This window comes from Bradyrhizobium sp. WSM4872, assembly GCF_055811715.1.
The window spans coordinates 458,076-483,596 of the sequence record NZ_JBVVPT010000001.1; the positions used below are offsets into that span (position 1 = coordinate 458,076).

Annotated in this window: 25 protein-coding genes and 1 pseudogene; 18 read left to right on the top strand and 8 right to left on the bottom strand. The window is 64.5% G+C overall.

What is annotated here, in order from left to right; genetic code table 11:
• Positions 1 to 158 precede the first annotated feature (158 nt).
• From aroQ to aat, 7 genes are all read left to right on the top strand, one after another.
• Positions 159 to 626, top strand: coding sequence for a type II 3-dehydroquinate dehydratase (gene aroQ / locus AC0L3C_RS02215; RefSeq protein WP_473256982.1), 468 nt, complete (start codon positions 159 to 161; stop codon positions 624 to 626).
• Between the two features lie 37 nt (positions 627 to 663).
• Positions 664 to 1,152 carry an acetyl-CoA carboxylase biotin carboxyl carrier protein gene (gene accB / locus AC0L3C_RS02220; protein WP_473256983.1) on the top strand — a complete coding sequence of 163 codons (489 nt, stop codon included), beginning with the start codon at positions 664 to 666 and terminating at the stop codon, positions 1,150 to 1,152.
• Positions 1,153 to 1,212: 60 nt separating this feature from the next.
• On the top strand, positions 1,213 to 2,571 hold the full coding sequence (accC, locus tag AC0L3C_RS02225) for an acetyl-CoA carboxylase biotin carboxylase subunit (RefSeq protein ID WP_473256984.1): 1,359 nt from the start codon (positions 1,213 to 1,215) through the stop codon (positions 2,569 to 2,571).
• Between the two features lie 105 nt (positions 2,572 to 2,676).
• Positions 2,677 to 4,194 carry a sensor histidine kinase gene (locus AC0L3C_RS02230; RefSeq protein WP_473256985.1) on the top strand — a complete coding sequence of 506 codons (1,518 nt, stop codon included), beginning with the start codon at positions 2,677 to 2,679 and terminating at the stop codon, positions 4,192 to 4,194.
• Positions 4,191 to 4,631, top strand: coding sequence for a response regulator (locus AC0L3C_RS02235; RefSeq protein WP_007609730.1), 441 nt, complete (start codon positions 4,191 to 4,193; stop codon positions 4,629 to 4,631). Before AC0L3C_RS02230 ends, AC0L3C_RS02235 begins: the two co-directional genes overlap by 4 nt.
• Positions 4,628 to 5,743 carry a sensor histidine kinase gene (locus tag AC0L3C_RS02240; protein WP_473278030.1) on the top strand — a complete coding sequence of 372 codons (1,116 nt, stop codon included), beginning with the start codon at positions 4,628 to 4,630 and terminating at the stop codon, positions 5,741 to 5,743. The genes AC0L3C_RS02235 and AC0L3C_RS02240 overlap by 4 nt, the downstream gene beginning before the upstream one ends.
• A gap of 50 nt (positions 5,744 to 5,793) precedes the next feature.
• The gene (aat, locus tag AC0L3C_RS02245; RefSeq protein WP_026232743.1) at positions 5,794 to 6,474 is read left to right on the top strand and encodes a leucyl/phenylalanyl-tRNA--protein transferase; all 681 of its coding nucleotides are present in this window, start codon (positions 5,794 to 5,796) and stop codon (positions 6,472 to 6,474) included.
• A 26-nt stretch (positions 6,475 to 6,500) separates the two neighbouring features.
• Here the strand turns inward: aat and AC0L3C_RS02250 are convergent, their stop codons facing one another.
• Complete coding sequence (locus tag AC0L3C_RS02250) at positions 6,501 to 7,541, bottom strand: DUF2155 domain-containing protein (protein ID WP_473256987.1); 1,041 nt, start codon at positions 7,539 to 7,541, stop codon at positions 6,501 to 6,503.
• Positions 7,542 to 7,796: 255 nt separating this feature from the next.
• Here AC0L3C_RS02250 and AC0L3C_RS02255 point away from each other — a divergent pair.
• Both AC0L3C_RS02255 and AC0L3C_RS02260 read left to right on the top strand, forming a co-directional pair.
• A pseudogene (locus AC0L3C_RS02255) lies at positions 7,797 to 7,931 on the top strand (alpha/beta hydrolase); the annotation flags it as partial.
• A gap of 13 nt (positions 7,932 to 7,944) precedes the next feature.
• Positions 7,945 to 8,961, top strand: coding sequence for a Na+-dependent transporter (locus tag AC0L3C_RS02260; RefSeq protein WP_473256988.1), 1,017 nt, complete (start codon positions 7,945 to 7,947; stop codon positions 8,959 to 8,961).
• A gap of 62 nt (positions 8,962 to 9,023) precedes the next feature.
• On the opposite strand, the gene AC0L3C_RS02265 is transcribed toward AC0L3C_RS02260, so the two are convergent.
• On the bottom strand, positions 9,024 to 9,200 hold the full coding sequence (locus tag AC0L3C_RS02265) for a hypothetical protein (protein WP_018454491.1): 177 nt from the start codon (positions 9,198 to 9,200) through the stop codon (positions 9,024 to 9,026).
• A 128-nt stretch (positions 9,201 to 9,328) separates the two neighbouring features.
• Positions 9,329 to 10,270 carry a GlxA family transcriptional regulator gene (locus tag AC0L3C_RS02270; protein ID WP_473278029.1) on the bottom strand — a complete coding sequence of 314 codons (942 nt, stop codon included), beginning with the start codon at positions 10,268 to 10,270 and terminating at the stop codon, positions 9,329 to 9,331.
• Between the two features lie 91 nt (positions 10,271 to 10,361).
• Between AC0L3C_RS02270 and AC0L3C_RS02275 the strand changes: the two genes are divergently transcribed.
• Together AC0L3C_RS02275 and AC0L3C_RS02280 are read left to right on the top strand one after the other, a co-directional pair.
• Positions 10,362 to 11,048 (top strand): DJ-1/PfpI family protein, encoded by a 687-nt coding sequence (locus tag AC0L3C_RS02275; protein WP_473407034.1) that lies wholly within the window; start codon positions 10,362 to 10,364, stop codon positions 11,046 to 11,048.
• 126 nt (positions 11,049 to 11,174) lie between these two features.
• On the top strand, positions 11,175 to 11,822 hold the full coding sequence (locus AC0L3C_RS02280; protein WP_473407035.1) for a glutathione S-transferase family protein: 648 nt from the start codon (positions 11,175 to 11,177) through the stop codon (positions 11,820 to 11,822).
• Between the two features lie 361 nt (positions 11,823 to 12,183).
• Here AC0L3C_RS02280 and AC0L3C_RS02285 read toward each other — a convergent pair whose 3' ends face one another.
• Complete coding sequence (locus tag AC0L3C_RS02285) at positions 12,184 to 12,591, bottom strand: NADH:ubiquinone oxidoreductase subunit NDUFA12 (protein ID WP_354054866.1); 408 nt, start codon at positions 12,589 to 12,591, stop codon at positions 12,184 to 12,186.
• Between the two features lie 247 nt (positions 12,592 to 12,838).
• Here AC0L3C_RS02285 and AC0L3C_RS02290 point away from each other — a divergent pair, with 247 nt between their 5' ends.
• The 3 genes from AC0L3C_RS02290 (at position 12,839) to AC0L3C_RS02300 (ending at position 16,430) form a co-directional block, all read left to right on the top strand.
• The gene (locus AC0L3C_RS02290) at positions 12,839 to 13,519 is read left to right on the top strand and encodes a BA14K family protein (RefSeq protein WP_473256991.1); all 681 of its coding nucleotides are present in this window, start codon (positions 12,839 to 12,841) and stop codon (positions 13,517 to 13,519) included.
• Between the two features lie 239 nt (positions 13,520 to 13,758).
• Positions 13,759 to 14,181 (top strand): response regulator, encoded by a 423-nt coding sequence (locus AC0L3C_RS02295; protein ID WP_473256992.1) that lies wholly within the window; start codon positions 13,759 to 13,761, stop codon positions 14,179 to 14,181.
• Positions 14,178 to 16,430 carry a CHASE3 domain-containing protein gene (locus AC0L3C_RS02300; RefSeq protein ID WP_473407036.1) on the top strand — a complete coding sequence of 751 codons (2,253 nt, stop codon included), beginning with the start codon at positions 14,178 to 14,180 and terminating at the stop codon, positions 16,428 to 16,430. The genes AC0L3C_RS02295 and AC0L3C_RS02300 overlap by 4 nt, the downstream gene beginning before the upstream one ends.
• A 108-nt stretch (positions 16,431 to 16,538) precedes the next feature.
• On the opposite strand, the gene AC0L3C_RS02305 is transcribed toward AC0L3C_RS02300, so the two are convergent.
• The 3 genes from AC0L3C_RS02305 to AC0L3C_RS02315 all read right to left on the bottom strand — a co-directional run bounded on the left by AC0L3C_RS02305 (position 16,539) and on the right by AC0L3C_RS02315 (position 18,594).
• A complete protein-coding gene (locus AC0L3C_RS02305; RefSeq protein ID WP_473407107.1) occupies positions 16,539 to 16,838 on the bottom strand; it encodes a putative quinol monooxygenase in 300 nt (99 codons plus the stop codon).
• A gap of 63 nt (positions 16,839 to 16,901) precedes the next feature.
• The gene (locus AC0L3C_RS02310) at positions 16,902 to 17,570 is read right to left on the bottom strand and encodes a type 1 glutamine amidotransferase domain-containing protein (protein ID WP_473407037.1); all 669 of its coding nucleotides are present in this window, start codon (positions 17,568 to 17,570) and stop codon (positions 16,902 to 16,904) included.
• A gap of 88 nt (positions 17,571 to 17,658) precedes the next feature.
• Positions 17,659 to 18,594 carry a helix-turn-helix domain-containing protein gene (locus AC0L3C_RS02315; protein ID WP_473407038.1) on the bottom strand — a complete coding sequence of 312 codons (936 nt, stop codon included), beginning with the start codon at positions 18,592 to 18,594 and terminating at the stop codon, positions 17,659 to 17,661.
• Positions 18,595 to 18,933: 339 nt separating this feature from the next.
• On the opposite strand from AC0L3C_RS02315, the gene AC0L3C_RS02320 reads away from it, so the two are divergent.
• The 3 genes from AC0L3C_RS02320 (at position 18,934) to AC0L3C_RS02330 (ending at position 23,843) form a co-directional block, all read left to right on the top strand.
• Positions 18,934 to 19,689 carry an alpha/beta hydrolase gene (locus tag AC0L3C_RS02320; protein WP_473278023.1) on the top strand — a complete coding sequence of 252 codons (756 nt, stop codon included), beginning with the start codon at positions 18,934 to 18,936 and terminating at the stop codon, positions 19,687 to 19,689.
• 55 nt (positions 19,690 to 19,744) lie between these two features.
• Positions 19,745 to 20,752, top strand: coding sequence for an aldo/keto reductase (locus AC0L3C_RS02325; RefSeq protein ID WP_473278022.1), 1,008 nt, complete (start codon positions 19,745 to 19,747; stop codon positions 20,750 to 20,752).
• 304 nt (positions 20,753 to 21,056) lie between these two features.
• Positions 21,057 to 23,843, top strand: a complete 2,787-nt coding sequence (locus AC0L3C_RS02330; RefSeq protein WP_473407039.1) for an ATP-binding protein — start codon at positions 21,057 to 21,059, stop codon at positions 23,841 to 23,843.
• A gap of 36 nt (positions 23,844 to 23,879) precedes the next feature.
• Here AC0L3C_RS02330 and AC0L3C_RS02335 read toward each other — a convergent pair whose 3' ends face one another.
• Positions 23,880 to 24,776, bottom strand: coding sequence for a DMT family transporter (locus AC0L3C_RS02335; protein WP_473407040.1), 897 nt, complete (start codon positions 24,774 to 24,776; stop codon positions 23,880 to 23,882).
• Between the two features lie 502 nt (positions 24,777 to 25,278).
• On the opposite strand from AC0L3C_RS02335, the gene AC0L3C_RS02340 reads away from it, so the two are divergent.
• Complete coding sequence (locus tag AC0L3C_RS02340) at positions 25,279 to 25,497, top strand: hypothetical protein (RefSeq protein ID WP_456764545.1); 219 nt, start codon at positions 25,279 to 25,281, stop codon at positions 25,495 to 25,497.
• The last annotated feature ends 24 nt before the right edge of the window (positions 25,498 to 25,521 follow it).

A 25,521-nucleotide genomic window follows, 5' to 3' on the forward strand; every position in this document is an offset into this window, starting at 1 on the left:
CTTCGGACTGGTTAACAAGCGATTTCCGTAGCTTGCGCACAGGTTTTTGCACCTGGGATGAGCTATCTGAAGCCACCTGGGAGGTCCTTCAAGGCTTCCCCTCACGCGCTTTGTTACCTATAACCCCGCCACGCCGAAGCACCTCTTGCGGGATTGGAATGGCCGAACCAGCAACCGACACGATCCTTGTCCTGAACGGGCCGAACCTCAACATGTTGGGGACGCGCGAGCCCGAGAAGTACGGGCATGCGTCGCTGGCCGACGTCGAGGCGCTGTGCCGGGAAACGGCGGCCACGTTCGGCCTCAAGGCCGACTGCCGGCAGTCCAACCGCGAAGGCGAATTGATCGACTTCATCCACGAGGCATACGCCCGCAAGATGAAGGGCATCATCATCAATGCCGGCGGCTATTCGCACACGTCGATCGCGCTGCACGACGCGCTGCTCGCTGTGCAGATCCCGACGGTCGAAGTGCACGTCACCAACATCCACGCCCGCGAGAATTTCCGGCATCACTCCTACACCGCGCGCGCGGCCTTCGCCTCGCTCTGCGGTTTCGGCATCGAGGGCTACCGCCTCGCCATCCAGGGCCTTGCCGCCAAGCTCGGCATCAAGCCCAAAGCCTGACGCTCCCCCTTCACACAGAACATTCGGATCAAACAACATGGCGCGCCAGCCAGACGACAAAGCAGCCGCAAAGTTTTCCAGCGAGGATTCCGCCCTCGTCCGCGAGCTCGCCTTGCTGCTCGATGAGACCAGCCTCACCGAAATCGAGATCGAGCGTGCCGGCCTGCGCCTGCGCGTCGCCCGCAACATCAGCGTCGCCGCGACCATGCCGATGCAGATGGCGGCCGCCCCCACCGCCCTCCCGGCGACCGCAGCTGCCGCCGCGCCTGCCGCTGCCGACCTGTCGAAGCATCCCGGCGCCGTGACCTCGCCGATGGTCGGCACCGCCTATTGGGCGCCGGAGCCCGGCGCCAAGCCGTTCATCGAGGTCGGCAGCAAGGTCTCGGTCGGCCAGACGCTGCTGATCATCGAAGCCATGAAGACCATGAACCAGATCCCCTCGCCGCGCGCCGGCACGGTGACGCAGATCGTGATCGAGGACGGCCAGCCGGTCGAGTACGGCGAGCCGCTCGTGATCATTGAGTGACGGTCGAGGGCGATCTCATCGCCCTCGCCGCTTTCCGCGCGTCAGTCCAATAAGGACACCATGTTCGACAAGATCCTCATAGCCAATCGCGGCGAGATCGCCCTTCGCATCCTCAGGGCCTGCAAGGAACTCGGGATCGCGACCGTCGCCGTGCACTCCACCGCCGACGCCGATGCCATGCATGTGCGCCTCTCGGACGAGAGCGTTTGCATCGGGCCACCGGCGTCCAAGGACAGCTATCTCAACGTGCCCGCGCTGCTCGCGGCCTGCGAGATCACCGGCGCCGATGCCGTGCATCCCGGCTACGGCTTCCTGTCGGAGAACGCGCGCTTCGCGGAAATCCTCGCCGAGCATAATCTGCATTTCATCGGCCCGAAGGCCGAGCACATCCGCCTGATGGGCGACAAGATCGAGGCCAAGAGAACCGCCAAGAAGCTCGGCATTCCCGTGGTGCCCGGCTCCGACGGAGGGGTCGGCCCCAACGACGACGCTATGGCGATCGCCAGGAAGATCGGCTTCCCCGTGCTGGTCAAAGCCGCGGCGGGCGGCGGCGGCCGCGGCATGAAGGTGGCCGAGAGCGAGGCCGATCTTCAGGTCGCGCTGTCGACGGCCGCCAACGAGGCCAAATCCGCCTTCGGCGATGCCTCCGTCTACCTCGAAAAATATCTGCAGAAGCCGCGCCACATCGAGATCCAGATCCTCGGCGACGGCCGCGGCGGCGCGATTCATCTTGGCGAACGCGACTGCTCGCTGCAGCGACGCCACCAGAAGGTCTGGGAAGAAGGCCCCTCGCCCGTGCTGACTGCGGCTGCACGCGCCAAGATCGGCGAGACCTGTGCCAAGGCGATGCGCGAGATGAAATATCTCGGCGTCGGCACCATCGAATTCCTGTTCGAGGATGGCGAGTTCTACTTCATCGAGATGAACACGCGCATCCAGGTCGAGCATCCCGTCACCGAGAGCATCACCGACATCGACCTCGTGCTGGAGCAGATCCGCATCGCCGCCGGCGGCGACCTGCCGGCGAGGCAGGACGAGGTTCAGGTCATCGGTCACGCGATCGAGTGCCGCATCAACGCCGAAAATCCGGAGACCTTTCGTCCTTCGCCCGGCCGCATCACGCAATATCACCCACCCGGCGGGCTCGGTGTGCGGATCGATTCCGCGGTCTATCAAGGCTATACGATCCCGCCTTATTACGACTCGCTGGTCGGCAAGCTGATCGTGCACGGCAAGACCCGCGGCGAGTGCCTGATGCGGCTGCGCCGGGCGCTGGACGAGATGGTGGTCGAGGGCATCGAGACCACCCTGCCGCTGTTTCGCGCGCTGGTGCGCGAGGACGACATCATCAACGGCGACTACCACATCCACTGGCTGGAACAATATCTCGCCGGCAAGGCGGAACCCGCCCCGAAGTAGCCGTCCCTCCGCATGGAACCCTTTGGCCCTAATCGCGTTTAGGACGTGGGGACAGTTCCGAGGGGGCGATTTGAAGTCCGGCAAGCCTGATCGAGCGAGACCGTCGTGACCGCTGACGCACAGCGACGGCGTAGATTTTGGCAGATCCTGCTGCTCGCAGCGGGGCTCTTGGTGCTGACCGTGATCAGCGCCGGCTCCGTCTACCTCGTCAACAAGGCGAGAGACGACAGCAAATGGGTGATTCACACCATCGAGGCGGAGAACCAGATCAACGCCCTCCTGCTGGAAATCCGCAGAGCTGAGAGCACCGCCCGCGGCTACCTCCTGACACAAGGCGAGGATTTCAAGGTCGACCATGACAAGGCCGTGGCGGCCGTCATCCCGGCTCTCGACAAGCTCACGCGCCTGACCGGCGACAATCCGGCGCAACGCGAGAACATCGAGAAGCTGAGCGCGGCGATCGAGACCCGTCTCGGCCAGTTCGCGCAGGAGATGGATTTCCTCCGGCGGGGTGAGCCGGAGAACGCCGCAGCGCTGGTCCGCGAGGTTGTCTCCACGGACGCGACAGCCGCGATCGCCAAAGTCGCGACCGGGATGATCCAGGAAGAAGAACGGCTGTTCCGGCTGCGAACGGTCAATTCGGACCGCAGCCAGACCCTGGCCGCGTCGATGACCGGCATTGGCTCGGGCCTCGTCGTGCTGCTGGCGCTGATCTCGATCTGGCTGGTGCGGCGCTCGGCCCTTGCCCGTGACGACGCCGAGGCGCGCCTGCGCGATGCCAATGTCAATCTGGAGGCCGTGGTCGACGAACGCACGGCCGATCTGCGCGAAGCCAATAACGAGATCCAGCGCTTTGCCTATATCGTCAGCCACGATCTGCGCTCGCCACTCGTCAACATCATGGGCTTCACCAGCGAACTCGAAGAGCTCGGCGGCGACATTTTCCGCCGTATCGGTGGCCTTACCCACGTCCCGGCCGACGGGCCGCCGCTGCCGGACGGCGAGATCGCGCTCGAAGGTCCCGACAAGCAGCTCTCAGCGGATTTTTCCGAAGCGCTGGGCTTCATCAAGTCGTCGATCGCCAAGATGGACCGCCTGATCTCGGCGATCCTCAATCTCACCCGCGAGGGCCGGCGCGAGTTCCAGCCGGAAAAGATCGACACGCGCGAGCTGATCGAAGCCATCGTGTCGACGCTGGCGCATCAGGCCGCCGAGGCACAGGCCGAGATCCATGTCGCTCCCCTGCCCAATCTCGTCAGCGATCGCCTGGCACTGGAGCAGATCTTTTCCAATCTGATCGACAACGCCATCAAATATCTCAAGCCCGGCGTCCCCGGCGAGATCAGAATTCGCGGGCGCACCAAGCTCGGCTACGCTATCTTCGAAGTCAGCGATAACGGCCGCGGCATCGACCCAAAAGACCACCAGCGGATATTCGACCTGTTTCGCCGCGCCGGAACCCAGGACAAGCCCGGTCAGGGCATCGGTCTTGCCCATGTGCGTGCACTTGTGCGTCGCCTCGGCGGCACCATGTCGGTATCATCGGAACTGAATACGGGCAGTACCTTCACCATCACGTTGCCCATCACCTGGAACGCCAGCAACCGGAACGCGGATCAATGACTCAACCCGTCAGCATCATCATGATCGAGGACGACGAAGGACACGCGCGGCTGATCGAGCGGAACATCCGAAGGTCCGGCGTCAACAACGAGATCATCTCCTTTGCCAACGGCACGGACGCGATGAAACATTTGTTCGGACCCGATGGCAGCGGGCTCGTGCAGAAGGGCAATGCGCTCCTGATCCTGCTCGATCTCAACCTCCCCGACATGACCGGGATCGACATTCTGAAGCAGATCAAGGAGAACAAATATTTGAAGGCCTCGCCCGTGGTGGTGCTGACCACCACCGACGATTCCCAGGAAATCAAGCGCTGCTACGAGCTCGGCTGCAACGTCTACATCACCAAGCCCGTGAACTACGAGAATTTCGCCAATGCCATCCGGCAGCTCGGCTTGTTCTTCTCGGTCATCCAGGTTCCGCCCGCCGCCCCATGAACCAGCGCATGCCCACACTGCTCTACATCGACGACGACGGGGCGCTTGCGCGCCTGGTCGATCGCGGCCTGACACGGCGCGGCTACAAAGTCGTTCACGCCGCGAGCGGCGAGGAAGGCCTCGAGCTCATCCGCCGCGCGGGCGCGCAAAACAGCGTCGATAGCGGTATCGACGTCGTGGCGCTCGACCAGTACATGCCCGGCCTCGACGGGCTCGAGACGCTGGAGCAGATCATGGCGATACCAGGCGCACCGCCGGTGGTCTTCGTCACGGCGTCGCAGGATTCCAGCATTGCGGTGACGGCGCTGAAGGCGGGCGCGGCCGATTATCTCGTCAAGGACGTCAAGGGCGACTTCATCCCCCTGCTCCACGTCGCGGCCGACGGCGCGCTGCGTCAGGCCGAACTGCAGAAGGCGCGCGAGGAAGCCGAAGCCGAAATCCATGCCTCGCGCGACCGCTATGCTGCGCTCGCCGCCGAGCGCGAGCTGCTGCTGCGGGAGGTCAATCACCGCGTCGGCAACTCGCTGCAGATCATCGCCTCCCTGCTGCATCTGCAGGCAAGCTCCGCCGCGCAGGACGAGGTCAAGGCTGCGTTGACCAACGCGATGGGCCGCGTCGCCGCGGTCGCACAGGTGCATCGCCGCCTCTACACCTCGCAAGACCTGAAGAGCGTGGTCCTGAACCAGTATCTGGATTCGCTGCTCGAGGATCTCAGGCGCTCGGCCGAGGGCAACCGGATGTCGCGCCTGACGCTGAAGGCCGAACCGATCGAGATCGATCCGGACCGTGCGGTCGCCGTCGGCATCATCGTCAACGAACTGGTGATGAACGCAGTGAAATACGCCTACCCTGACGGCGCCGGCCCGATCCATGTCGAGCTGACCTCGCAAGGCGACGATCTCCTGCTGTCGATCAGCGACGATGGCGTCGGCGACAACGTCAAGGCCGATCCGCGCTCCACCGGCATGGGCCAGCGCATCGTCGCAGCCATGGCCACCAAGCTCGATGCTTCGGTCGAGCGCGACCCCACCCATTCCGGAACCCGAATCATGTTGATGTTCCGCCGTGTCCCGGCTGCCGCCGGCAAGCCGGCTGCAGCCGCAGCGAACTGATCCGCACCGCCCATCGCAACCGCATTGCGATCCTGCTATTGTGGCGAGCCATGACTTCGCGCGACTCTGCCCCGTCTGAAATCACGCCGGCCGTGCTGCTGCGCGCCTATGCCTGCGGCATCTTTCCGATGGCCGAAAGCGCCGATGATCCGACCCTGTTCTGGGTCGAGCCGGAGTTGCGCGGCGTCATCCCGCTCGACGGATTTCGCGTGGCCTCGCGGCTCGCGCGCACCGTGCGTTCGGATTCATTCCGCGTCACCGTCAATACCGCCTTCAAGGCCACGATCGCAGGCTGCGCCGCCCCGCAGGCCGGGCGCGAGGACACCTGGATCAACAAGCGCATCCGCGACCTCTATGGCGGCCTGTACGAGCTCGGCCATTGCCACAGCGTCGAGGCCTGGCAGGGCGAGGACCTCGTCGGCGGGCTTTACGGCGTCAGCCTGGGGCGGGCTTTTTTCGGCGAGAGCATGTTCCACACCGCGCGCGATGCCTCCAAGGTCGCGCTGGTGCATCTGGTCGCGCGGCTCATCCATGGCGGCTTCGAGCTGCTCGACACCCAGTACGTCACCGAGCACCTGAAGAGTTTTGGCGCGGCCGAGATTTCGCGGCGGCGCTACACCGCGCTGCTCGACAAGGCGCTCGCGGGCGAGCCCGGCGATTTCCTTAGGCTCTCCGCCGGCGAAGCGATCCCGGGCGCACGCGCCCTCGAGATCATCGCGGCGCGCCAATAGTCAGGCCAAACCCCGGGGGATTTGGCCTAGCGGCCAAACCCGGGGATACCGAACAGACCCGGCCGCTGCTCGGGCGGCGGAGGTGGTGGCGGCGGTGCCGGCTGCTGCTGCTGGATCGGCGGCAAGGGCTGCGGCGGACGCTGCTGCACCTGCTTGGGCGCGGCTTTCTTCTGCGCGGGCGGCGGCGGTGCTGCCGGCTTGGTGCCGGGATCCGGAGCCGCGGTCGCAATCGTTTGCTGCGGCTCTTTGCAGTCGGTGAGCCAGATATCGTAGATCGGGTGCTCGACGCCGTGCAGGCCCGGGCTTGCCGCGTACATCCAGCCCGAGAAGATGCGCTTGACCTCGCCCTGCAAGGTGATCTCGTCGACCTCGACGAAGGCGTCGGTGTTGGCGGCCTCGGTCGCCGGCCGCGTGTAGCAGGCGTCGGTTTTGACGCGCAGCGCACCGAACTGCACGGTCTCGCCGATCTCCTCGTCGAAATTGATGATGCGCCCGGTGATCTTGTCGAGACCGGAGAAGGTCGCCTTCTTGTTCACGATCTTCTGGGCCGGCGGCTCGGTGACGACCTCGTCGCCCGGCTGAAGGCTCGCCGGCGTCTGCGGGACAGCGCCGCCCGGCCCGCCCTTCTGCTGTGGCTGGCGCTGACCAGGCGCACCCGGGGCGCCTTGCGGAGTGGGCGGAGCGACCGCGACGGGCGGCGGCTGGTTTGGTGGAGCGGCGCTCGACCCGGGCGGCGGCGCCAGAGGCTGGCTCTCGACCGGCCCCGGCATCACATTGCCCTGCCGGCCCGGCGGGGGCGCCATCGGGCGCGACGGCAGCACACGGCCTTGCGGCGGCAGCTCCGGCACTTCTTCGTCGTCGTCGGGGATCTGCGGCTGGGGCTGGCCACGCGGAATGTTGCCGGGCGGCCGCAGTGGCGGCGGATCGGAGAAGATCGTGCCGATCTGCGCCTGCGCCGGCGTTGCAGCCGTCAGTGCGGTGGCGGCCAGAAGCGCCGCAAGGCCTGTCAGGGTAAATGTTCGAAACATCTCGCGCGGCTTCAACAGCGAATCGGGCTTGCTGGACATTCTACAGGGGATACCGCCGCTCGCAGGCCATCCGGTTAACACGGCGAATACGGCGGGGGAAGGGCGGCATCCCTGCCCTTCCCGGCCCGGTCTGGCCAGATCGGCCCCCGGATGGAATAGTCGAGCACTCCTCTCCGCGGTCAGGCGGGCGCTGCCCCCGAAAATGACGTCCAACGAACAATCAGAAACCCGCAAGGTCGCTTCCCCATGCCCGTTGTGCTCGATCCCGATGCCGCCGCCGTCTACAAGGCCTTCCAGGAGGCCGGCGTGCCCGTGGCCACCAAGCATTATCCCGGCCAGTTCCACGGCTTCCTCACCATGGGAAAATTGCTGCGAGAGGCCAATGTCGCCGTGAGCGAGATCGGCGCCTGGCTGAAAGGATTGGGCTGAAACGCCGTTCCCGATGCCGCCGGTTCTTCAAAGCATATTCGCCCTCCCCCTGCGCGGGCTGACATGGCTCGGCGGCCAAGGCACCCGCGCGGTGGCCGCCGTCGTGTTCATCGCGCTCGCGGTGCCGCCGCTCGGGGTGATGCTGCGACCCTATGTCACCGAGGCGATCTTCGTTCTGCTCTGCATCTCCTTCATGCGGGTCGATCTCGCCGCGCTCACCGGCCATCTGCGGCGGCCGGCGCTGGTCGGGACCGCGACCGTCTGGACCATGATCGGCGTGCCTGTGATCGTCGGCCTGATTGTCCATCTCACCGGGCTCACGGCGCGCGCGCCCGACCTTGCGCTCGCATTGATGCTGCAGAGCATGGCCTCGCCGATGATGGCCGCGCCGGCGCTGGCTGCGCTGATGGGCCTCGACGCCACGCTGGTGTTGGTCACGCTGGTGAGCGCGACCGCGCTGGTGCCGTTCACGGCATCGCTGTTCGCAAGCCTGTTCCTTGACGGCATGCTCAGCATCTCGCCGCCTGCGCTGGGGCTGAAACTGCTCGGCATCCTCGCAGCATCGCTGCTGGCGGCGACCGTGATCCGACAGGTCTTTGGGGCAGCCGCGATCCAGCGTCACAGGCAGCCGATCGACGGCTTCAACATCGTCATCCTGCTGGTCTTCGCGACCGCGATCATGGGCGACGTCGCGAGCGATCTCGTCGCCCGGCCGGTCTCCACCATCGGGTTCGCGGCGCTCGCGTTCGCGATCTATTTCACGCTGCTCGCCGTGACCACGCTGCTGTTCCGCCGCATCGGCTATGAGCGCGCGCTGGCGCTCGGGCTGATGGTGTCACAGCGCAATCTGGGCCTGATGCTCGCCGCGACCGCCGGCGCGCTGCCGCCCACCACCTGGCTCTATTTCGCGATGACGCAGTTTCCCATTCACCTGGCGCCCTACATGCTGATGCCGATCGCGCGGCGCTTGACGGCGCGCGCACAGGCCTCGGGCGCCGCGGCAACCGGCGGCAAGGCCGCATCGGGCTGACCCAAATAGCAAGTCTTGTCCGCTCTGCCATCGCGAGACTGCTGGTGACCAAGCGAATGTCGTCACGCAGCGCGCCAATGTCCCTTGTGAATATCGAACTTCACGGCGCCTTCGTCACGCATCTTCAACAGGAGCGATTGGCAGTCGTCCTGGTTCTTGATGTTCACGCGCTTCATGACTTCGAAAGTCTTCAAAGGTTTTTCGCGAAGGGCAATCAGAATCTTTTCTCGATCAGTCATTGGGGTTCCTTGCATCGGGATCAGCGACGGTACGTGTTGTACTGATCGTCTGCAACGGGTGACGCAAGGCCGGGGAATATGCAAGTCTGCTCACCCGCTAAAGCGGCCTCTCCAATCGATGAATCTCCCTACCCCGCCCTTGCCGCGCGCCGTAGCGCTTGCGGCGGCTGGCCGAAAGCGCGGATGAACGCACGCCGCATGCGCTCGGGGTCGCGGAAGCCGGTCGCCTCCGCGACGAGCTCGATCGCCTCGCGCGAGGACTGCACGCGCTCGCGCGCGACCTCGATGCGCAAGCGCTCGATGGCCTTCGAGGGCGTCGTGCCGGTCTCGGCGGCAAAGGCGCGGGCAAAATGCCGCGCGCTCATGCCGGCACGGTCGGCGAGATCTTCGACCGTCAAACGGGCGTCGAGGTTCTCGCGCGCCCAGGACAGCAGCGCACCGAAGCGGCCGTTCGGCGTCTTCAATTCCAGAAGTGACGAGAATTGCGACTGGCCGCCGCTGCGGCGATGATACAGTACGAGCTGCCGCGCGACCTGTTGCGCGATCTCTTCGCCATGGTCCTCGGTCACCATCGCGAGCGCAAGGTCGATGCCCGCCGTGATGCCCGCCGACGTCCACACATTGCCATCGCGCGTGAAAATCTGGTCCGGCTCGAACTTCACCTTGGGATAGCGCGCAACGAAATCGCGTGTCCGCCCCCAATGCGTGGTGGCGCGGCGTCCGTCGAGCAAGCCTGCTTCGGCGAGCACATAGGCGCCCGAGCAGACGCTCGCAACCCGCACGCCGCGCTTCGCCAGCCGCTGCACGAAGGCGCGCGTGACCTCGCAGCGCGCGGCGTCCGTCACGCCCGCGCCTCCTGCGATGACCAGCGTGGTGATCGCGTTCGCCGACTTGAAGTCGCGCGCCATCATCTCCACGCCGGACGAGCTGCGCACGGGCCCCGCGTTCACCGCCAGCACGCGGATCCCGGGCGTCGTCTTTCCTGTGCAGCGCGCCGCGATCTCGAACACCGAGATCGGGCCGGCCGCATCGAGCAACTGGAAGTCCGGGAAGATCAGGATGCCGATCATGCTCATGTCCGAAAGCGAGGGAAATACGCCATTTTGGACAGAAGGGCATCATGAGAGGCTGCATCCGTCAAGCTCATAATTGGAGGCTCTCATGTCGTCCCCGCTCCAGATCGGCCTTTTGGTGTTTCCGCGCGTCACCCAGCTCGATTTTACGGGTCCCTTGCAGGTGTTCTCCGCCGTGCCGGGTGCAAAACTGCATCTGATCTGGAAACGGATCGAGCCGGTGCCGAGCGATTCCGTGCTGACGCTGACGCCGACCATGACGTTCGCCGATTGCCCGCAGCTCGATGTGATCTGCGTGCCCGGCGGCCGCGGCACCGACGATCTGCTCAATGACGAGGAGGTGCTCGGTTTCCTGCGCCGGCAGGCCGAGGGCGCCAAATATGTCACCTCGGTCTGCACGGGATCGCTGGCGCTCGGCGCTGCCGGCCTCCTGAAGGGCTACCGCGCCGCGACGCATTGGAGCGCGATGGAGATGCTGGCCCAGTTCGGCGCGACGCCGACCAAGACGCGCGTCTGCGTCGACCGCAACCGCATCACCGGCGGCGGCGTCACCGCGGGAATCGATTTCGCGCTGACGCTGGTGTCGATCCTGGTCGATCGGACCACGGCGGAAGCGATCCAGCTCGGGATCGAATACAATCCGGCGCCTCCGTTCAATTCCGGTTCGCCGGATACTGCGTCAGCCGACGTGCTGGCGCAGGTCAAGCAACGGATCGCGCCGAACCAGGTCCGCCGTCTCGAAGCCGTTCAACGGGCGGCGGAACGGTTGGACTAGCCTCTGCCGTCATGTCGCCGACGCGCGGCACTGCTGACACGACGCTGTCAGGAGCCTGGTGCGACGATCTGGCCCGCGATTGACAGCCACGGCCGCTCCCGGCCGCGCGCACAGGAGGAGCTGACCATGGCCCGATACCGGCTGCACTGCGTCGGAGCTTCTGGCAATTCCTTCAAGGTCGCGCTGTTCCTCAACTGCGCCGGGCTCGACTGGGAGCCGGTCGGCGTCGACTTCGCCGGCGGCGAAACCCGCACACCGGACTGGCGGGCCGCAACCAACGTCATGGGCGAAGTCCCCGTCCTCGAGGCGGACGGCCTGCATATGACTCAGTCGGGCGCGATCCTGATGTGGCTCGCCGAAACTCACGGCATGTACGGCCCGACGCGCGAGGAAACATTCGAGGCGACGCGCTGGCTGCTGTTCGACAACCACAAATTCACGTCGAGCTTTGCCCAGCATCGGTTTCAGCGCTGCTTCATGCCGGAGCCCGCTCATCCCGCGGTGCTCGCTTATCTGCGAACCCGGACCGAAAGTGCCTTCTCGATCGTGGACAGGCACCTGTCCGAACGCAGCTTCATTCTGGGCAGCCGGCCGACCATCGTCGATTTCTCGCTGTTGGGTTACCTGTACTATCCAGCCGAGGAGACAGGTTTTGATCTTGCCACGGCATTTCCGGCCATTGATGCCTGGCGCGGGCGTGTCGCCGCGTTGCCTGGCTGGAAGGCGCCCTATGAAATGATGCCGGTCGGCAACTCGCCGCGGCTTTATCTTTGAGCGGCCGCGCCAGCCGAAAAGCAGATCAAAGAAAAAGGCCGCCCGGTTTCCCGAGCGGCCTTTCCTGTCTTACGGCGGCTGCACATTTCATCGGGCGATTTCGGAGCTTGCAGACCGGGGGCCTATCTCCCGATCGAGTCCTGGTCGGCGGCCGCTGCATTTCGGGACAGTCGCGAACTGTTGCCCGAACCGAACGCGATGGTCTCCCATCTCCGTAAGATGCGACCATTGAGCCGCATCGCTCGCGTGGCTGCAACCCGCGCGCAGGACTCATCCCCGCTGTTCCCGCTGTCCACAGCAAGGCGAGGCGGATGCGGGTGCATCCACTCCGACGACAAGGGTTCAGGCGGGGATCGGGAGCCTAGCTGGGCGTCCAGGGCTGATAGTCGCCGGTCGCCTTCGGCCGCTTGCCGCTGGCGAGCGTCGAGCCCGAGGGACGGTAGGCGTTGGCCGTGCCGGTGAGATTGGGCTGGTGCGGCTTTTCCCACTCGCGCGGCTGGTAATTGTCCTGCGTCGGCGGCACATCGACGGTGTGATGCATCCAGCCGTGCCAGGACGGCGGGATACGGCTGGCCTCGGCATAACCGTTATAGACCACCCAGCGCCGCTCGAAGCCGAGCGCCGGGTCGATCGCCCCGCCGCGGGTGCGATAATAGAGGTTGCCCTGCTCGTCCTGGCCGACCAGCTCGCCGTAGCGCTTGGTCCAGAGTTGGGTGCCAAACGTCTGGCCATTCCACCAGGTGAAGAACTTGAGGAAGAATTGTTTCATTCGGCAAGGGCCCTGCTTCGTCGGGTCCTGATGCCATCCGGACGGCGAAATGTCCAGTTCGGCGCGGGCGGCCGCGCCCCGCTGCAGATCTGGTCTACCGGCACGGAACGCTGCCGCAAAGCGGACGCGATCCGTTCATGTGGGATACAGCGTCGCCATGTGAGCTTGTCCTCGCACGCAAACCCCCGTGATCCCAGGAACTCCAGCCCTTTCATGGGGTTTGCTTCCGGGAAAAGGAGTTTTGATCATGAAAAGTCTGAAAGTCTTGAGCACGGCTGCGGCAGTGGCATTGGTTATCCCGTTGGCGACGCCGAGCTTTGCCCAAAGTCGGGCCGCAGCGGTTGGAGGCGGTGCCCACATTGGCGGCGGCCTTGGCGGCGGGGCACACTTTGGCGGCGGCGGCGGTGGGGCACACTTCGGTGGCGGCGGCGCTCACTTTGGCGGTGGCGGCGCCCGCATGGGCGGCGGCAACTTCGGCGGCGCACGGATCGGTGGCGGCGGTGGCCATTTCGCGGCCGGCGCAGCAGTACGTCCCGGCGGTGGCAGCTTCGCAGCCGGCACGGCGAGCCGACCGGCCTTCTCACCGTCGTACAGCGGTACACGCAGCGTCGCGACTGCGCGCAACTGGCAGGGCGGTAGCGGCAATTGGAGTGGTCGTCACTGGCATCATCGTCACGGCGGCGGCTTCTGGCCCGGTGTCGCGGCGGGCGCTGCGATCGGCGGCCTCGGCTCGTACGCCTATTACGGCGGCGGCTACTATGACGACCCCTACTATTATGGCGACAGCTACTATGATGAACCGACAGTGGCCGTGGTCCCCGATAGCGGCGGCGATTCCGCGGGCTACTGCGCGCAGCGCTACAAGTCCTACGATCCCGCCTCCGGCACCTATCTTGGCTATGACGGCCAGCGTCATCCCTGCCCGTAAGCACACCGAGAGCACTTGAAGAAGAAGGCGTCGCAGCGATGCGGCGCCTTTTTCATTCCGGCGCCCCACCTGTTTCGCTCGCTTCGTATTCGTCATCGGCGATGCCGCGAACAACCGATGCGAGTGGACCTCTATTCACCGCACCGTGCATATCTACCCTTATCCAATCCCAAATTGACCCGACGCGCGATTCACCTGTATCAACTTGGCTGTGGGGACTTCGATGACTGGGAAGTGTCATGCCGCGCATTCTCGTGGTTGATGACGATCCGATGGTCGGCGCGACCATCGAGGTCCTCCTCCAACGTCAGGGCTTCGACGTCACGTTGACTGACGGCGGAGAAACGGGTCTGGCTGCGCTCGAAACCCAGAATTTCGACGTGATGCTGGTCGACATCTTCATGCCGCACATGCGCGGCTTCGAGTCCATTCGCATCTTTCACGAGCGCGCGCCGGCGGTTCCGCTGATCGCGATGTCCGGCTACGCCTTTGCATCATCCGCCTCGCCCTCTCCCGATTTCCTCCGAATGGCGCTGGAACTCGGCGCGACTCGCTGTCTGCGCAAGCCGTTCACGCCGGACGCGCTGCTGACCACGATCCGGGAATGCATCGCCGAGCCGGGCGGTGGCTCACAGCCGAAGGACAAGAAAGAAGCCCCTTGATCCCAACGCAGCGCGTCATTCTCGGTGCTGGACTTGCCATCCTCCTGATCATCACCGCAGCCTCGATCGGCCTCGACGTCAAGTCACGGTCCGACGCGGCCTGGGTCAATCATACCGTCCAGGTGCTGAAGAAGATCTCCGACCTGCGCGTGCTGATGCGCAGTGCCGAGAGCGCCGCACGCGGCTACGAGATCTATCGCAACCCGAGCTTCAGCGAAGAATTCCAGGCGGTGCACGCACGGATCGCACCGGCACTCGCCGATCTCAAGCGCAGCGTGCGCGACACTCCCGAACATGTCGCGCTGCTCGAGGGCACCGAGCCGCTGGCGCTGCGCCGGATCGAGATCGCCGCCGAAGTGATGCGCCTGCGCGCCGGAAACGATCAGGCCGGCATTGCCGCGGTCCAGGGCAAGGGCGAGGGCCGCGGCCTCATGGACACGGTGATGGGCAATTTCGATCATTTGAGCGCAGAGCAAGAACGATTGCTCGCCGCGCGCTCCCAGGATTCGCGCCGCACCGGCATCGTGCTGCTCGGCATCGACGTCGCCGGCGCGCTGGTGATCCTGCTGCTGGTGGTGATGATGATGCGCGAGAGCCGGCGCAGCGAGGGCGCACTCAAGAGCACGCTGTTGGAGACCACGGCCGCCAATCAGCAGCTCGAGGCCGCAGTGGCCGAGCGCACCGAGCATCTGGTCACCGCGCATGACGAGCTGCGCCTGTCGGTCAACGTGCTCCAGAGCACCTTTCACAGCATGGCGGAGGCGGTGCTGGTCATCGATGCCGAGAGCAACGTCCTTCTGTCCAATCCGGCCGCGGAGCGCATGCTGCTGCACCGGACCGGCATGAACCTGCGCAATCTGCGCGCGATGTCCAGCGTGCTTCACGGCGACGGCGTCACCCCGCTCAAGCCCGACGAGCTGCCGTCGGCACGCGTGCTGCGCGGCGAGCCGTTCGAGAATATGGAGATGATCGTCCGCCCGCACAGCGGCAATCCTTCCCGCCATCTCATGATCAGCGGCCGGCCGATGCTGGACGGGCAAGGCAACGTCTCCGGCGCGGTGCTGGTCTATCACGACGCGACCATTTCGCGCGAGACCGAGCGGCAATTGTACCAGTCGCAGAAGCTGGATGCGATCGGCAAGCTCACCGGCGGCGTCGCGCACGACTTCAACAACATGCTGACCGTGATCTCCGGCAATACCGAGACGCTGGTGGCAAGCCTGAAGCAGCAGCCCGACCTCCAGCGCGTCGCGCGCCTGATCGACGAAGCCGCCGAACGCTGCGCCGAGCTGATCCAGCATCTGCTCGCCTTTGCGCGCAGGCAGCCGCTGCAGCCGCGCAACGTCGAGATCAACGCCGCGGTCGGGGACATTGCGAAACTCCTGCGCCCTACCCTCGGCGAGCAGATCGAGATCGAGACCGTGCTCGAACAGGGGCAGATGACCGCGCACATCGATCCGTCCCGCCTCACCAATGCCCTGCTCAATATGGCCATCAACGCCCGCGACGCCATGCCGAACGGCGGCAAGCTGCTGCTCGAGGCCCACCGCGTCGTGCTCGACCAGGCCTATGCGCAAAACAATCCCGACGTTCGGCCCGGCCCTTACGTGATGCTCGCCGTCAGCGACACCGGGACCGGCATGCCGGCCGAGGTGCAGCAGCAGGCGTTCGAGCCGTTCTTCACCACCAAGGAGGTCGGCAAGGGCAGCGGCCTCGGCCTCTCGATGGTCTACGGCTTCGTCAAGCAGTCCGGCGGCCACATCAAGATCTACAGCGAGGAAGGCCACGGCACCACGATCAAGCTCTATCTGCCGCCGGGCGAAGGCATGGCCGAGGCGGCTCCCACCACGACGCCGCAGGCGGAAGGCGGCGCCGAGACCATTTTCGTGGTCGAGGATGATCCGCTGGTGCGCAACTTCGTCACCGTGCAGCTCCAGAGCCTCGGTTACCAGACCGTCGCCGCGCCCGACAGCAAGGCCGCGCTGGAGTTGATCCGGGCCGGTCAGCCGTTCGATCTGCTGTTCACCGACGTCGTCATCCCCGGCGGCATGAGCGGGCGCGAGCTCGCCGACAAGGTGGCGACGATCCGCCCCGGGGTGAAGGTGCTCTACACCTCCGGCTACACCGACAACGCCATTGTCCACCACGGCAAGCTCGACGACGGCGTCATGCTGCTGACAAAACCCTACCGCCGCAACCAGCTCGCCGACATGATCAGGAAGGCGCTGGGTGGCGGGGTGGCGGGTTAGAGTTTCTGGCTCGCGCGCCTTGGTCGAAGTCCCACCTGGAAATGTCGGTGTGGTAAACGCGCACGGCCATTACGAATGGCGATTGGGCCATTCGCGGCGTGATGCCCATCATCCAACATCCACGGCTTTCGCGATGACTGCCGTACGTTCCGCCAGTTCAGGAACCTTGGCCAAGTAGGCCTGGTAGTGCTGCGAGCTTCGATTCGCTTCGACCGCAGCGGCGTCCCGGTAAAGCTCATCAAGGACGTAACGATGGTCGTCCGAACTGTCGCGCCAGACGTCCCAGCGCAGATTGCCGGGCTCGGCCCTGCAATGCGGCGCCAGACCAACAAGGAGTTCTCTGAGCTCAACGATCTTGCCCGGGTGAGCAACTAGAATGGCAGTGATCTTCGAGGGCATTGTTATCACCCAGGCTTCCTCGGGGGGAACGGCGGCCTTCAGGGCAGCCAAGCGATGCTCGGCTGCCTAGTTCTATTTTCTGAGTGCCGCTAGCAACTCCTTGGCCAGGAGCCCGGCCGAGGCGGGATTCTGGCCAGTGATGAGGCGTCCGTCGACGACGACGTGAGGCTGCCAGTTTGCTGCGGACGTATACTCGGCACCCTCTGCCCGCAAGGCATCTTCAAGTTCGTAAGGAACGTCTTCGCGCGCGTAGTCGTACTCTTCCTTCTTCGAGAACGATGTGAGCTTCTTGCCCTGCACGAACGGCTTGCCATCGCCAAGGTCTACCCCGAGGAGCGCGCACGGACCGTGACAAACGGCAGTTACAAACTTTCCAGTGCTCCAGGCGCGCACGACTGCATTCTGAACGACGGGGTTACGCTGAATGTCGACCATCGGTCCAAGACCGCCTGGCACGAAGATGGCTTCGCAATCGGCAGCATCAACCTCAGCCAGTTTGCGACTGCGATTCAAGCGGCGAAAGGCCTTGCTTTCGAGAAAAGCCTTCTGCGCAGGATCTTTCTCGTCGTAGGCATCATATGGCGTCCATCCGCCCCTTAGAGAGGCGAACTCAACGGCAATGCCTGCCTTGTCCAGCACATCGAACGGATGCGCGACCTCGGCGAAAAAGAAGCCCGTCTTACGATTTTTCGGACCGATCACGGCTGCGTTGCTGACGATAACCAGGACGTGCTGAGTCATGATGCGTTTCCTAGAGAAGTCCGCTAAATTTGTCGTCGCTACGACACTACCCGGGCAGCCAAGAACCGTATATCCGAATCCTGCGGGATCATGCGCAATCCCTGCGGTGCCCTAGATCAGACCGATGGGCATTCACCTCGATCTGGCCGCAGCACAATTCGCGATACTGCCCCGGAGTGAGGCTTGCAGCCTTTCGGAAGACGCGCGTGAAGTTCGCCTGCGAGCCGAAACCGAACTCCAAGGCAATTTCGACCAGGGACAGCCGGTCGCGCGCTAGTTCGTGCCGCGCCGCCTGTACGCGGCGATCGGTCACGTAGCGGTGCGGCGATAGACCGGTCGCCTCGCGAAACAGCCGCGAAAAATGATAGGGGCTGAGGCAGGCCTGAGCCGCCAGATCCTCAAGTCTGATTTCGTCTCCCAGAGAAGCCTCGATATAGTCCAGCACGCGCTGCAGGCGCCGTGGATCGAGCGACGGCGACCTGTCGGGCGCGCGCCAGCGGTCGATCGTATAATTGCCCAGAAGATGCGCCGCGAGCGCTACTTGAATTCCCTCCACGAACAGCGCGTCAGTCGACTGGCGCGGACGATGAAGCAGATCTCGAAGCGGCGAGCAGATGTGGAAGAGCACCTGGTCCGTCAGACCGTGGGCGTAGGCGATCTCGATCCTTGCCGGATCGATATTGAAGTCCGCAAGCGCGCTCCGGTCCAGCAGCGCCGGCGGGAGGTAGAGATGAAGACACTCCATCCGGTCCGAAAGCTCGAGATGACTCTCCTGCGTCCCCACCGGGACGAGGTAGCTCATGCCCGGGCGCGCGAGGCTCTTCTGGACTTCACCGTTGCCGGTGCGGCACACCATCCCGCCGCCCGACAGCAGCATGACAAGCTCGGTGCAGATGGGAACGGGCGTTGCCTGGCGGCCCGCCTCGAACTTACGATGTTCGATGCTCAGCCCTGGCCAGTCGTTGGCCGCTGCGAGCTTCTCGCTGTTCTGGTACTTCCGATCTCCATGAGTCACGAGTGCCATCACGACCTCCGCAAGTTGCGGCGACTCCCGGCCCCGTATCGCAAGAGAGCGATCAGTCCATCCGGTCAATGAGTGCAGCCCGGCCCGCTGCCACGCCGATCCTGAATTTCTCACAAGGAGCGATAGCGAAGTCCAGAGGGGGCGCGGTTAAAAGAGGTAAAAGGCAAGCAAAGCAAAAGGTTGGAGCCAGCGCACCGGCGCTTCGAAAGCTGCTCTCACTGCAGATGAGCAAGATGCGTCCATCGTCGCGCAGGAATCGGAAATACCGCAACTTCTCAAGCGCGCTAGTGAAGGGCTCATCAAACGGCAATGTCGCCGTATCAATGATTGGAGCCTGCTATGAAGCCGCTTATTTCCGCGCTTGCTGCAATGTCGATCGCAACGGCCGCCCCCGCGGTCGCCGCCGAGAGGACCGTTTCCATCGTCCTTGTCCACGGCGCTTTCGTCGATGGCTCCGGCTGGAAGGACACCTACGACATTCTCTCGAATGCAGGCTATGAAGTGCTCGTCGTCCAGCAGCCGACGATCTCGCTTCGTGACGATGTCGCGGAGACCGAACGCGTGATCGCCAAGGCGCGGCATCCGGTTATCCTCGTCGGCCATTCCTATGGTGGCATGGTCATCACGGAGGCCGGCAACAATCCGAAGGTTCGCAGCCTTGTCTATCTCGCGGCATATGCTCCCGACGCCGGAGAGTCTGTCAGTACGCTGTCGGAAGGCCCAGTGCCCGTCGGCGAGCAAAAGGGGCCGCTGGTCACGGAGGGCAATTATCTCTTCGTCGATCGCGACAAATTCCCGACCTCTTTCGCTGGCGGCGTCGACGCTGCGACCGCTCGCTTCATGGCTGCGGCGCAATTGCCGTTTGGATTGCAGGCGGTGCAGTCCAAGGTCGACCGCGTGGCCTGGAAGACGAAGCCGACCTATTACATGGTCACGATGGAGGATCACATTATCCCTCCGACCTGGCTGCGCACCATGGCCAAGCGCTCGGGCGCGAAGGTGACGGAGATCAAAAGCGGCCACGCGGTGATGTTGTCGCATCCGCGGGAAGTCGCGGCGTTCATCAGAAGCGCGGATACGTCCGCGACCGAGTGAGACCGGCGGCGCCGCGCACGGACGGACATGCCTGTCGCAGACAAGGACTCGCAACATGGCCCTCAAGGATATTCTGCCAGGAAGATTGGGTTTCGGCGCGGCGCCGCTCGGCAACATGTTTCGCGACATTCCCGAGCAAGAAGCGCTCGCGACCGTGAATGCGGCCTGGGACGACGGCATCCGCTATTTCGACACCGCGCCATTCTATGGCGCGGGTCTTGCCGAGATCCGCATGGGCGCCGCGCTCGGAGGCCGGCCGCGAAGCGACTATGTCGTCAGCACCAAGGTCGGAAGATTGATCCTGGATGAGATCGAGGATGTCGGCGCGCGCGACGTCGCCGAGAAGGGCGGCGTGTTCAAATACGGGCGTCCGAACAAGATTGTGAACGACTATTCCGCGGACGCCACGCTGCGCTCGATCGAGGACAGCTTGAATCGGCTCGCGACCTCCCACATCGACATCGCCTTCGTGCATGACGTGGCGCAGGACTTCTACGGCGACGAATGGCTTTCGGTGTTCGAAAGCGCACGCAAGGGCGCGTTCAATACGCTCGACCGGCTGCGCGACGAAGGCGTGATCAAGGCATGGGGCCTCGGCGTCAACCGGGTCGAGCCGATCGAACTGCTGCTCGCGCTCGAAGAGCCGCACCCCGACGGCTTCCTGCTCGCGGGCCGCTACACGCTGCTCGACCATGCAAGGGCGCTTCAGCGGGTGATCCCGATGGTTGCGGAGCATGAGCTCGCGATCGTCATCGGCGGCCCCTACAGTTCGGGCGCGCTCGTCGGCGGCCCGAATTTTGAATATGCGCCGGCGCCCCCGGAAATCATCAACAAGGTGGGGCGGATCAAGGCGATCGCCGACCGCTACGGCATCAGCATGAAGGCGGCGGGCCTACAGTTCGCGCTGGCAAACCCGGTGGTGGCTGCCGTCATTCCAGGCGCCAGCCGTCCAGGCCGCATTGCCGAGGATCGAGCTGCGCTCGAGGAAGTCATCCCCGCCGATTTCTGGCGCGAGCTGCGCTCGGCGTCGCTCGTCAACCCCGCAGCTCCGCTCCCCCACTGAAGTGCATGTGAAGAGTGGTTCGCCCGGCTTCCGGAACTCAGCTATGAAGCGTCGAGCTTGTGAGCACAGCGGCTTGTGGCAAGCCTAAAAAAATGGCCAGAGGCGCCCGCTCAAGCGGCTTTATGCAGCAGTCGTGCAATTTCAGAAAGGCTCACTTCAACAAGTTTGCCGTGCATGATAATACCAGTCGATCACTTCGATCGATTGGCAATGCTCAATGCGGACCGCCACACGGCAACGGGGCGCACCTCGACAGGAGCTGACATTCAGTTTCGGCCCGTTTCGACTGGTCCCCGGCCGTCAGTTGCTTCTTCTCGACGAGCGCCCCGTCAAACTGGGCGGACGTGCGTTTGAGCTCTTGCGGCTGCTGGTGCAGCGCCGTGGCGAGCTGGTCAGCAAGAACGAGCTGATATCGGCAGCCTGGCCGGGCACGTTCGTCCACGACAGCAATCTCAAGGTCAATTTGTCGAGCTTGCGGCGCTCGCTGGGAGACACCCAGATCGAGCCCATCTACATCGCGACCGTGGCGCGGCGCGGGTACAAATTCATCGCCGATGTCCGGGTCGGCATCGGCGAGATCGAGGAGAAGCCTACGCTGGCCGATCCGCTCCCCCTTTCGCACCCACCATTGCCGCGCGGCATCGTCGGCCGCGAAGCCGACATCGGAGAAATCGCCGATCTGCTCGTTGAGGACAGGCACGTGACCCTGGCCGGCGCAGGAGGAATCGGTAAGACGACCGTAGCCTTGGCCGTCGCCCAAGCGTTTGCGTCAAGGTATCGCGACGGCGTCTGCTTCGTCGATCTCTCGACAATCTCCGATCCTACTCTGTTCGGCGCGGCGCTGGTGACGGCACTCGGTATCCGAGGCAATACGGACATTGATCTGGCTGCTGTACTCGACTATCTGAGGCCGCGGCAGATGCTGCTCATCCTCGACAATTGCGAGCATGTGCTGCCCGCCGCCACAATCTTTGCCAGCAAGTTCATGACGGACACATCGCCGTCCCGGCTGCTTGCGACGAGTCGCGAGCCGCTCGGCACCACCACCGAGCATATCGTGCGGCTTGGCTCTCTACCTTCTCCGGGATCTGGCCTTGGGCTGTCGGTTGATCAGGCTGTCAGGTTCCCGGCGGTGGAGCTGTTTGTCCGCCGCGCCGCCGAATGGTCGGACTACGAGTTCGTCGACGATGATTGCGAAGCCATCGCCGCGGTCTGCCATTCGCTGGACGGACTTCCACTGGCCATCGAACTGGCTGCAGCTCAGACCGGCAGGTTCACTCCTCGGGAGTTGTTGGTCATCCTCGATCAGAAGCTCGGTTTTAGCGCTGCCAGGACCGAGGGCGCGCCGCCGCGCCATGAGACCCTGATGGCGACGATTGAGTGGAGCTTCCGGCTGCTGTCGCAGAAGGAAGCCAGGCTGTTCGCCCTGCTGTCCGTGTTCAGCGATGGGTTCGAGGTCGAGGATGCGGTCTTCGTCGCGGAAGCGGCAGGGCTCACGCCAGTCGACGTCGTGACCGGACTCGGCAGCCTCGTCGCCAAATCACTGTTGAGCGCGCAGGCCCGGGGCGCGAGCCTGCGCTACCGGCTGCTCGACAGCACGCGCCGCTATGCCACGGAACGGCGTCAGGCCGATCCGGCGTGCGGACGGGCGCCGCGGCGCCATGCGGAGCGCATGGTTGCGCTGTTCGAGCAGTCCGAGGAAGAGTGGAACTGGCGCGAGCCGGCTGATTGGACCGAGCGCTACCTCGGCCGTATAGCCGATCTGAGAACCGCGCTGTCATGGTCGTTCGGGAAGCAGGGCGATGCCATCCTCGGCATCAGGCTTGCGGTTGCGGCGATCACCCTGTGGTCGGAAACCTCCATCCTGTCGGAGGCGCAAGCGCGGCTAGAGGGCGCACTTGCCTTGGCCAAGAGCGTCGCATGCGACGATCTATCGAAGGCAAAGCTCGCCTGCGCCCTCGGATGGAGCCTGTTCTACGCCCGCAAGAGTTCGAATGAGAACGAGGTCGCCTGGCTTGATGCGATCGCCTTCGCAAGGCGCGCCGGCAGCATCGACTATCAGCAGCGGGGGCTAGTGGGTTTTGCGTTCTATCTGCTGCAGATCGGCGAACTCGCGCGTGCCATCACCTATCTTGAGGAGGCCACCTCGCTGGCCGACCGGGCGCGCGATTTGACGGCGACGTCCGAAGCCGACAGAGCCCTGGCATGGGCTCACGCCTTCGCCGGCGAATTAAGCAAGAGCCGCCTGGTTCTCGATCGGCTCGCAGCAACCCATTCGCTGGCCGAGGGCCGTTCGCGCAAGGATGCGAACGAGGTTTATCGCTTCATCACCGTTCGCTTCAATCTGCCTTTCGTGGCCTGGATGCAGGGGCAAGCCGAATATGCGGCGAAGCTGGCCAACGATGCCGTCGAGGCCGCGGATCGCGGCGGTCACTGGGTGTCGCAGTCGAATGCGCTAGGCCTCGCCGCGCTTCCGATCTCACTCGAAAACGGGAATTTGGCGGCGCTCGAGCATTACGCGGAGCGGCTGCGTCGCAATCTGGATCGGGAGCGCATCTCGCGCTGGATTCCGGTCGAGCGCTATTTCTCGGCCTGCCTGCGCGATTTGCGCGGAGATCTTGCGGCGGTGGAGGATATCCGTGCGGCGATCGAGGAGCTGATCGACTGTCGCTTCCTGATGCGGATCGGCAGCTATCTCGCCATCCTCAGCCGCGCCTATCTGCGACAAGGGCGGATCGAAGAGGCGCGAAAGGCGATCACAAGGGCTATTCACCATCAGGAAGATCAGGGAGAGCGCTGGTGTCGTTCGGAGCTTCAGCGGGTCGAGGCCTCCGTACTCCTTTCCGAAGGTGAGCCGCTTCTTGCCGAAAACCTGTTGCAGCAGGCACTGGCTGAGGCGCGCGCGATAGGGGCGAAGACCTTTGAGCTGCGCGTAGCCACCGATCTTGCAGCGCGCTGGATAGCGGCCGGGCGCCGGCCGAAGGCCGTCCGATTGCTCACTCCGATCTACGAGCAGTTCAGTGAAGGATTTGAAACTCACGATCTGCTCGCCGCCGCGTGCCTGTTGGAGCGCGCGCGAGCGTCCGCTTAGGACGTCAGGCGGCAAGCCCCTTCATGACTACACGCCCTACCGCGTCGCCAGCACCACCGCTGCCAGCGTGAAGATCAGCGCGGCGATCTGCCCTGCTCCCAGTGGCTCGTGCAGCGCGACCGCGGACGCCACCACGCCGATGACAGGCACCGCCATGGTGCCGATCGCGGCGACGGAGGCCGGCAGGCGCGCGAGCGCTGCGAACCAGCTGACATAGGCGATGCAGAACTGCACCACGGTCGAATAGACCAGGAGCCACCAGCCGACCGGCGTCACCAGCTCCAGATGCGTGGTCTCGATGGCGAGGCCGATGATCGTGATCGGCAGGCAGCCGATCCCGATCTGCCAGGCCGCGGCGGTGATCGGCGGCAGACGGATCGGGTACTTCTTCGAAAACACCGTGCCGAGCGCGAAGCCGAGCGCGCCGCACAGCGCCATGATGATGCCCGGCAGCTTGTCCGCGGTGGCGGCAAAGCCGTTGCCGCCCATGATCGAGGCGAGGCCGGCAAAGGCCATCACCAGCGCGATGGTCCGCAACAAGGTCGGCCGCTCGCCGAGCACCGGCCAGGCGATCAGCGAGGCCCAGACCGGCATGGTGTAGGCGATCAGCGCGGCTTCGCTCGCCGGCAGCCACAGCAGCGCCAGGCCCATCAGCACCATCCAGCCGGTGACGTTGAGGATCGCGGCGGTCACGAGCCGCGGCCAGATCTCGCGCGGGACGCTGAGGCTGTCAGCGCGGATCAACGCCAGCGCCGCCAGCAGCACCGCGCCCAGCACGCCGGTCACCCCGCGCAAGGTCAGCGGCGGCAGCTCGGAGAGCAGGAATTTCGTCACCGGCCAGTTGAAGCCCCAGCCCACCGAGGTGATGGCGAGGAACATCAGGCCGGCCGGGGCGATGCGCGGTCGCAGCACCGGCCGAGTCGAATCAAGCATGTTGGTAGTCCGGCAAAATCGAGGGCAGCTTGGCGCGGATTCGCCCCTCCCACCACCACCCCGGCGGGCATGCCTGCCCTCACCTTCCGTAGCCCTACGTGAGTCCCGGTGTGGCAAGCCCGCGATCTAAAAATATACCTGCCCTGTGAACAGCGGGGTGAAGCCTCAGCGGCACCCCAAGATGGAAATTTTTTCGGTTGGGAATCCCTGAGGACTCACTGATACTTGGCTCAACAACAGGCGCGGGCCTGCCCCCTGTTATCCCCCACAATCCACCATATTTAGTATTTGATTCAGGAACTCGCACTAGTTCTTGACGGGCGTAACGGAGAGTCCTAGTTTTCGATCCGTTCGGCGCGAGTGTGTTTGCGTCCCGCCGGCACTCCCCCAAAGGGTCTGCAAAACAGCACTCCGCCAAGCCAGACAAAGGCAGCGGGATACGGGCTTGTCTGCCCTGCGAGCGGACTTTTCGGGCGCCTGAACGGGCTGGAAACAGGCCCGGATGGCAATGGTTGAAGACGTGACGTTGTGGGGCGTTGAACGCATGTCGGGCTCATCCCTTTGGGGCGGATGGGTCTGGACGTGCCGGCGGATGATCGGTGCGCGCATCGAGCAATCGCGTCGGGAGAAAATGGGCCGGGTCTACCGGCTGAGCTGCGATGCCAAGGGGCCCGACCGCCCTCAAGCACCGCAAAATGAAATGATGACCAGGCACGCCTGAACGGAGGCGGTCCGGTCAAAGATA

Excerpts from the sequence above, each read along its gene's own strand:
- aroQ (WP_473256982.1), top strand. The coding sequence starts at position 159 with ATGGCCGAACCAGCAACCGACACGATCCTTGTCCTGAACGGGCCGAAC.
- accB (WP_473256983.1), top strand. The coding sequence starts at position 664 with ATGGCGCGCCAGCCAGACGACAAAGCAGCCGCAAAGTTTTCCAGCGAG.
- accC (WP_473256984.1), top strand. The coding sequence starts at position 1,213 with ATGTTCGACAAGATCCTCATAGCCAATCGCGGCGAGATCGCCCTTCGC.
- AC0L3C_RS02235 (WP_007609730.1), top strand. The coding sequence starts at position 4,191 with ATGACTCAACCCGTCAGCATCATCATGATCGAGGACGACGAAGGACAC.
- AC0L3C_RS02240 (WP_473278030.1), top strand. The coding sequence starts at position 4,628 with ATGAACCAGCGCATGCCCACACTGCTCTACATCGACGACGACGGGGCG.
- aat (WP_026232743.1), top strand. The coding sequence starts at position 5,794 with ATGACTTCGCGCGACTCTGCCCCGTCTGAAATCACGCCGGCCGTGCTG.
- AC0L3C_RS02250 (WP_473256987.1), bottom strand. The coding sequence starts at position 7,541 with ATGTCCAGCAAGCCCGATTCGCTGTTGAAGCCGCGCGAGATGTTTCGA.
- AC0L3C_RS02260 (WP_473256988.1), top strand. The coding sequence starts at position 7,945 with ATGCCGCCGGTTCTTCAAAGCATATTCGCCCTCCCCCTGCGCGGGCTG.
- AC0L3C_RS02265 (WP_018454491.1), bottom strand. The coding sequence starts at position 9,200 with ATGACTGATCGAGAAAAGATTCTGATTGCCCTTCGCGAAAAACCTTTG.
- AC0L3C_RS02270 (WP_473278029.1), bottom strand. The coding sequence starts at position 10,270 with ATGATCGGCATCCTGATCTTCCCGGACTTCCAGTTGCTCGATGCGGCC.
- AC0L3C_RS02275 (WP_473407034.1), top strand. The coding sequence starts at position 10,362 with ATGTCGTCCCCGCTCCAGATCGGCCTTTTGGTGTTTCCGCGCGTCACC.
- AC0L3C_RS02280 (WP_473407035.1), top strand. The coding sequence starts at position 11,175 with ATGGCCCGATACCGGCTGCACTGCGTCGGAGCTTCTGGCAATTCCTTC.
- AC0L3C_RS02285 (WP_354054866.1), bottom strand. The coding sequence starts at position 12,591 with ATGAAACAATTCTTCCTCAAGTTCTTCACCTGGTGGAATGGCCAGACG.
- AC0L3C_RS02290 (WP_473256991.1), top strand. The coding sequence starts at position 12,839 with ATGAAAAGTCTGAAAGTCTTGAGCACGGCTGCGGCAGTGGCATTGGTT.
- AC0L3C_RS02295 (WP_473256992.1), top strand. The coding sequence starts at position 13,759 with ATGCCGCGCATTCTCGTGGTTGATGACGATCCGATGGTCGGCGCGACC.
- AC0L3C_RS02310 (WP_473407037.1), bottom strand. The coding sequence starts at position 17,570 with ATGACTCAGCACGTCCTGGTTATCGTCAGCAACGCAGCCGTGATCGGT.
- AC0L3C_RS02315 (WP_473407038.1), bottom strand. The coding sequence starts at position 18,594 with ATGGCACTCGTGACTCATGGAGATCGGAAGTACCAGAACAGCGAGAAG.
- AC0L3C_RS02320 (WP_473278023.1), top strand. The coding sequence starts at position 18,934 with ATGAAGCCGCTTATTTCCGCGCTTGCTGCAATGTCGATCGCAACGGCC.
- AC0L3C_RS02325 (WP_473278022.1), top strand. The coding sequence starts at position 19,745 with ATGGCCCTCAAGGATATTCTGCCAGGAAGATTGGGTTTCGGCGCGGCG.
- AC0L3C_RS02335 (WP_473407040.1), bottom strand. The coding sequence starts at position 24,776 with ATGCTTGATTCGACTCGGCCGGTGCTGCGACCGCGCATCGCCCCGGCC.
- AC0L3C_RS02340 (WP_456764545.1), top strand. The coding sequence starts at position 25,279 with ATGGCAATGGTTGAAGACGTGACGTTGTGGGGCGTTGAACGCATGTCG.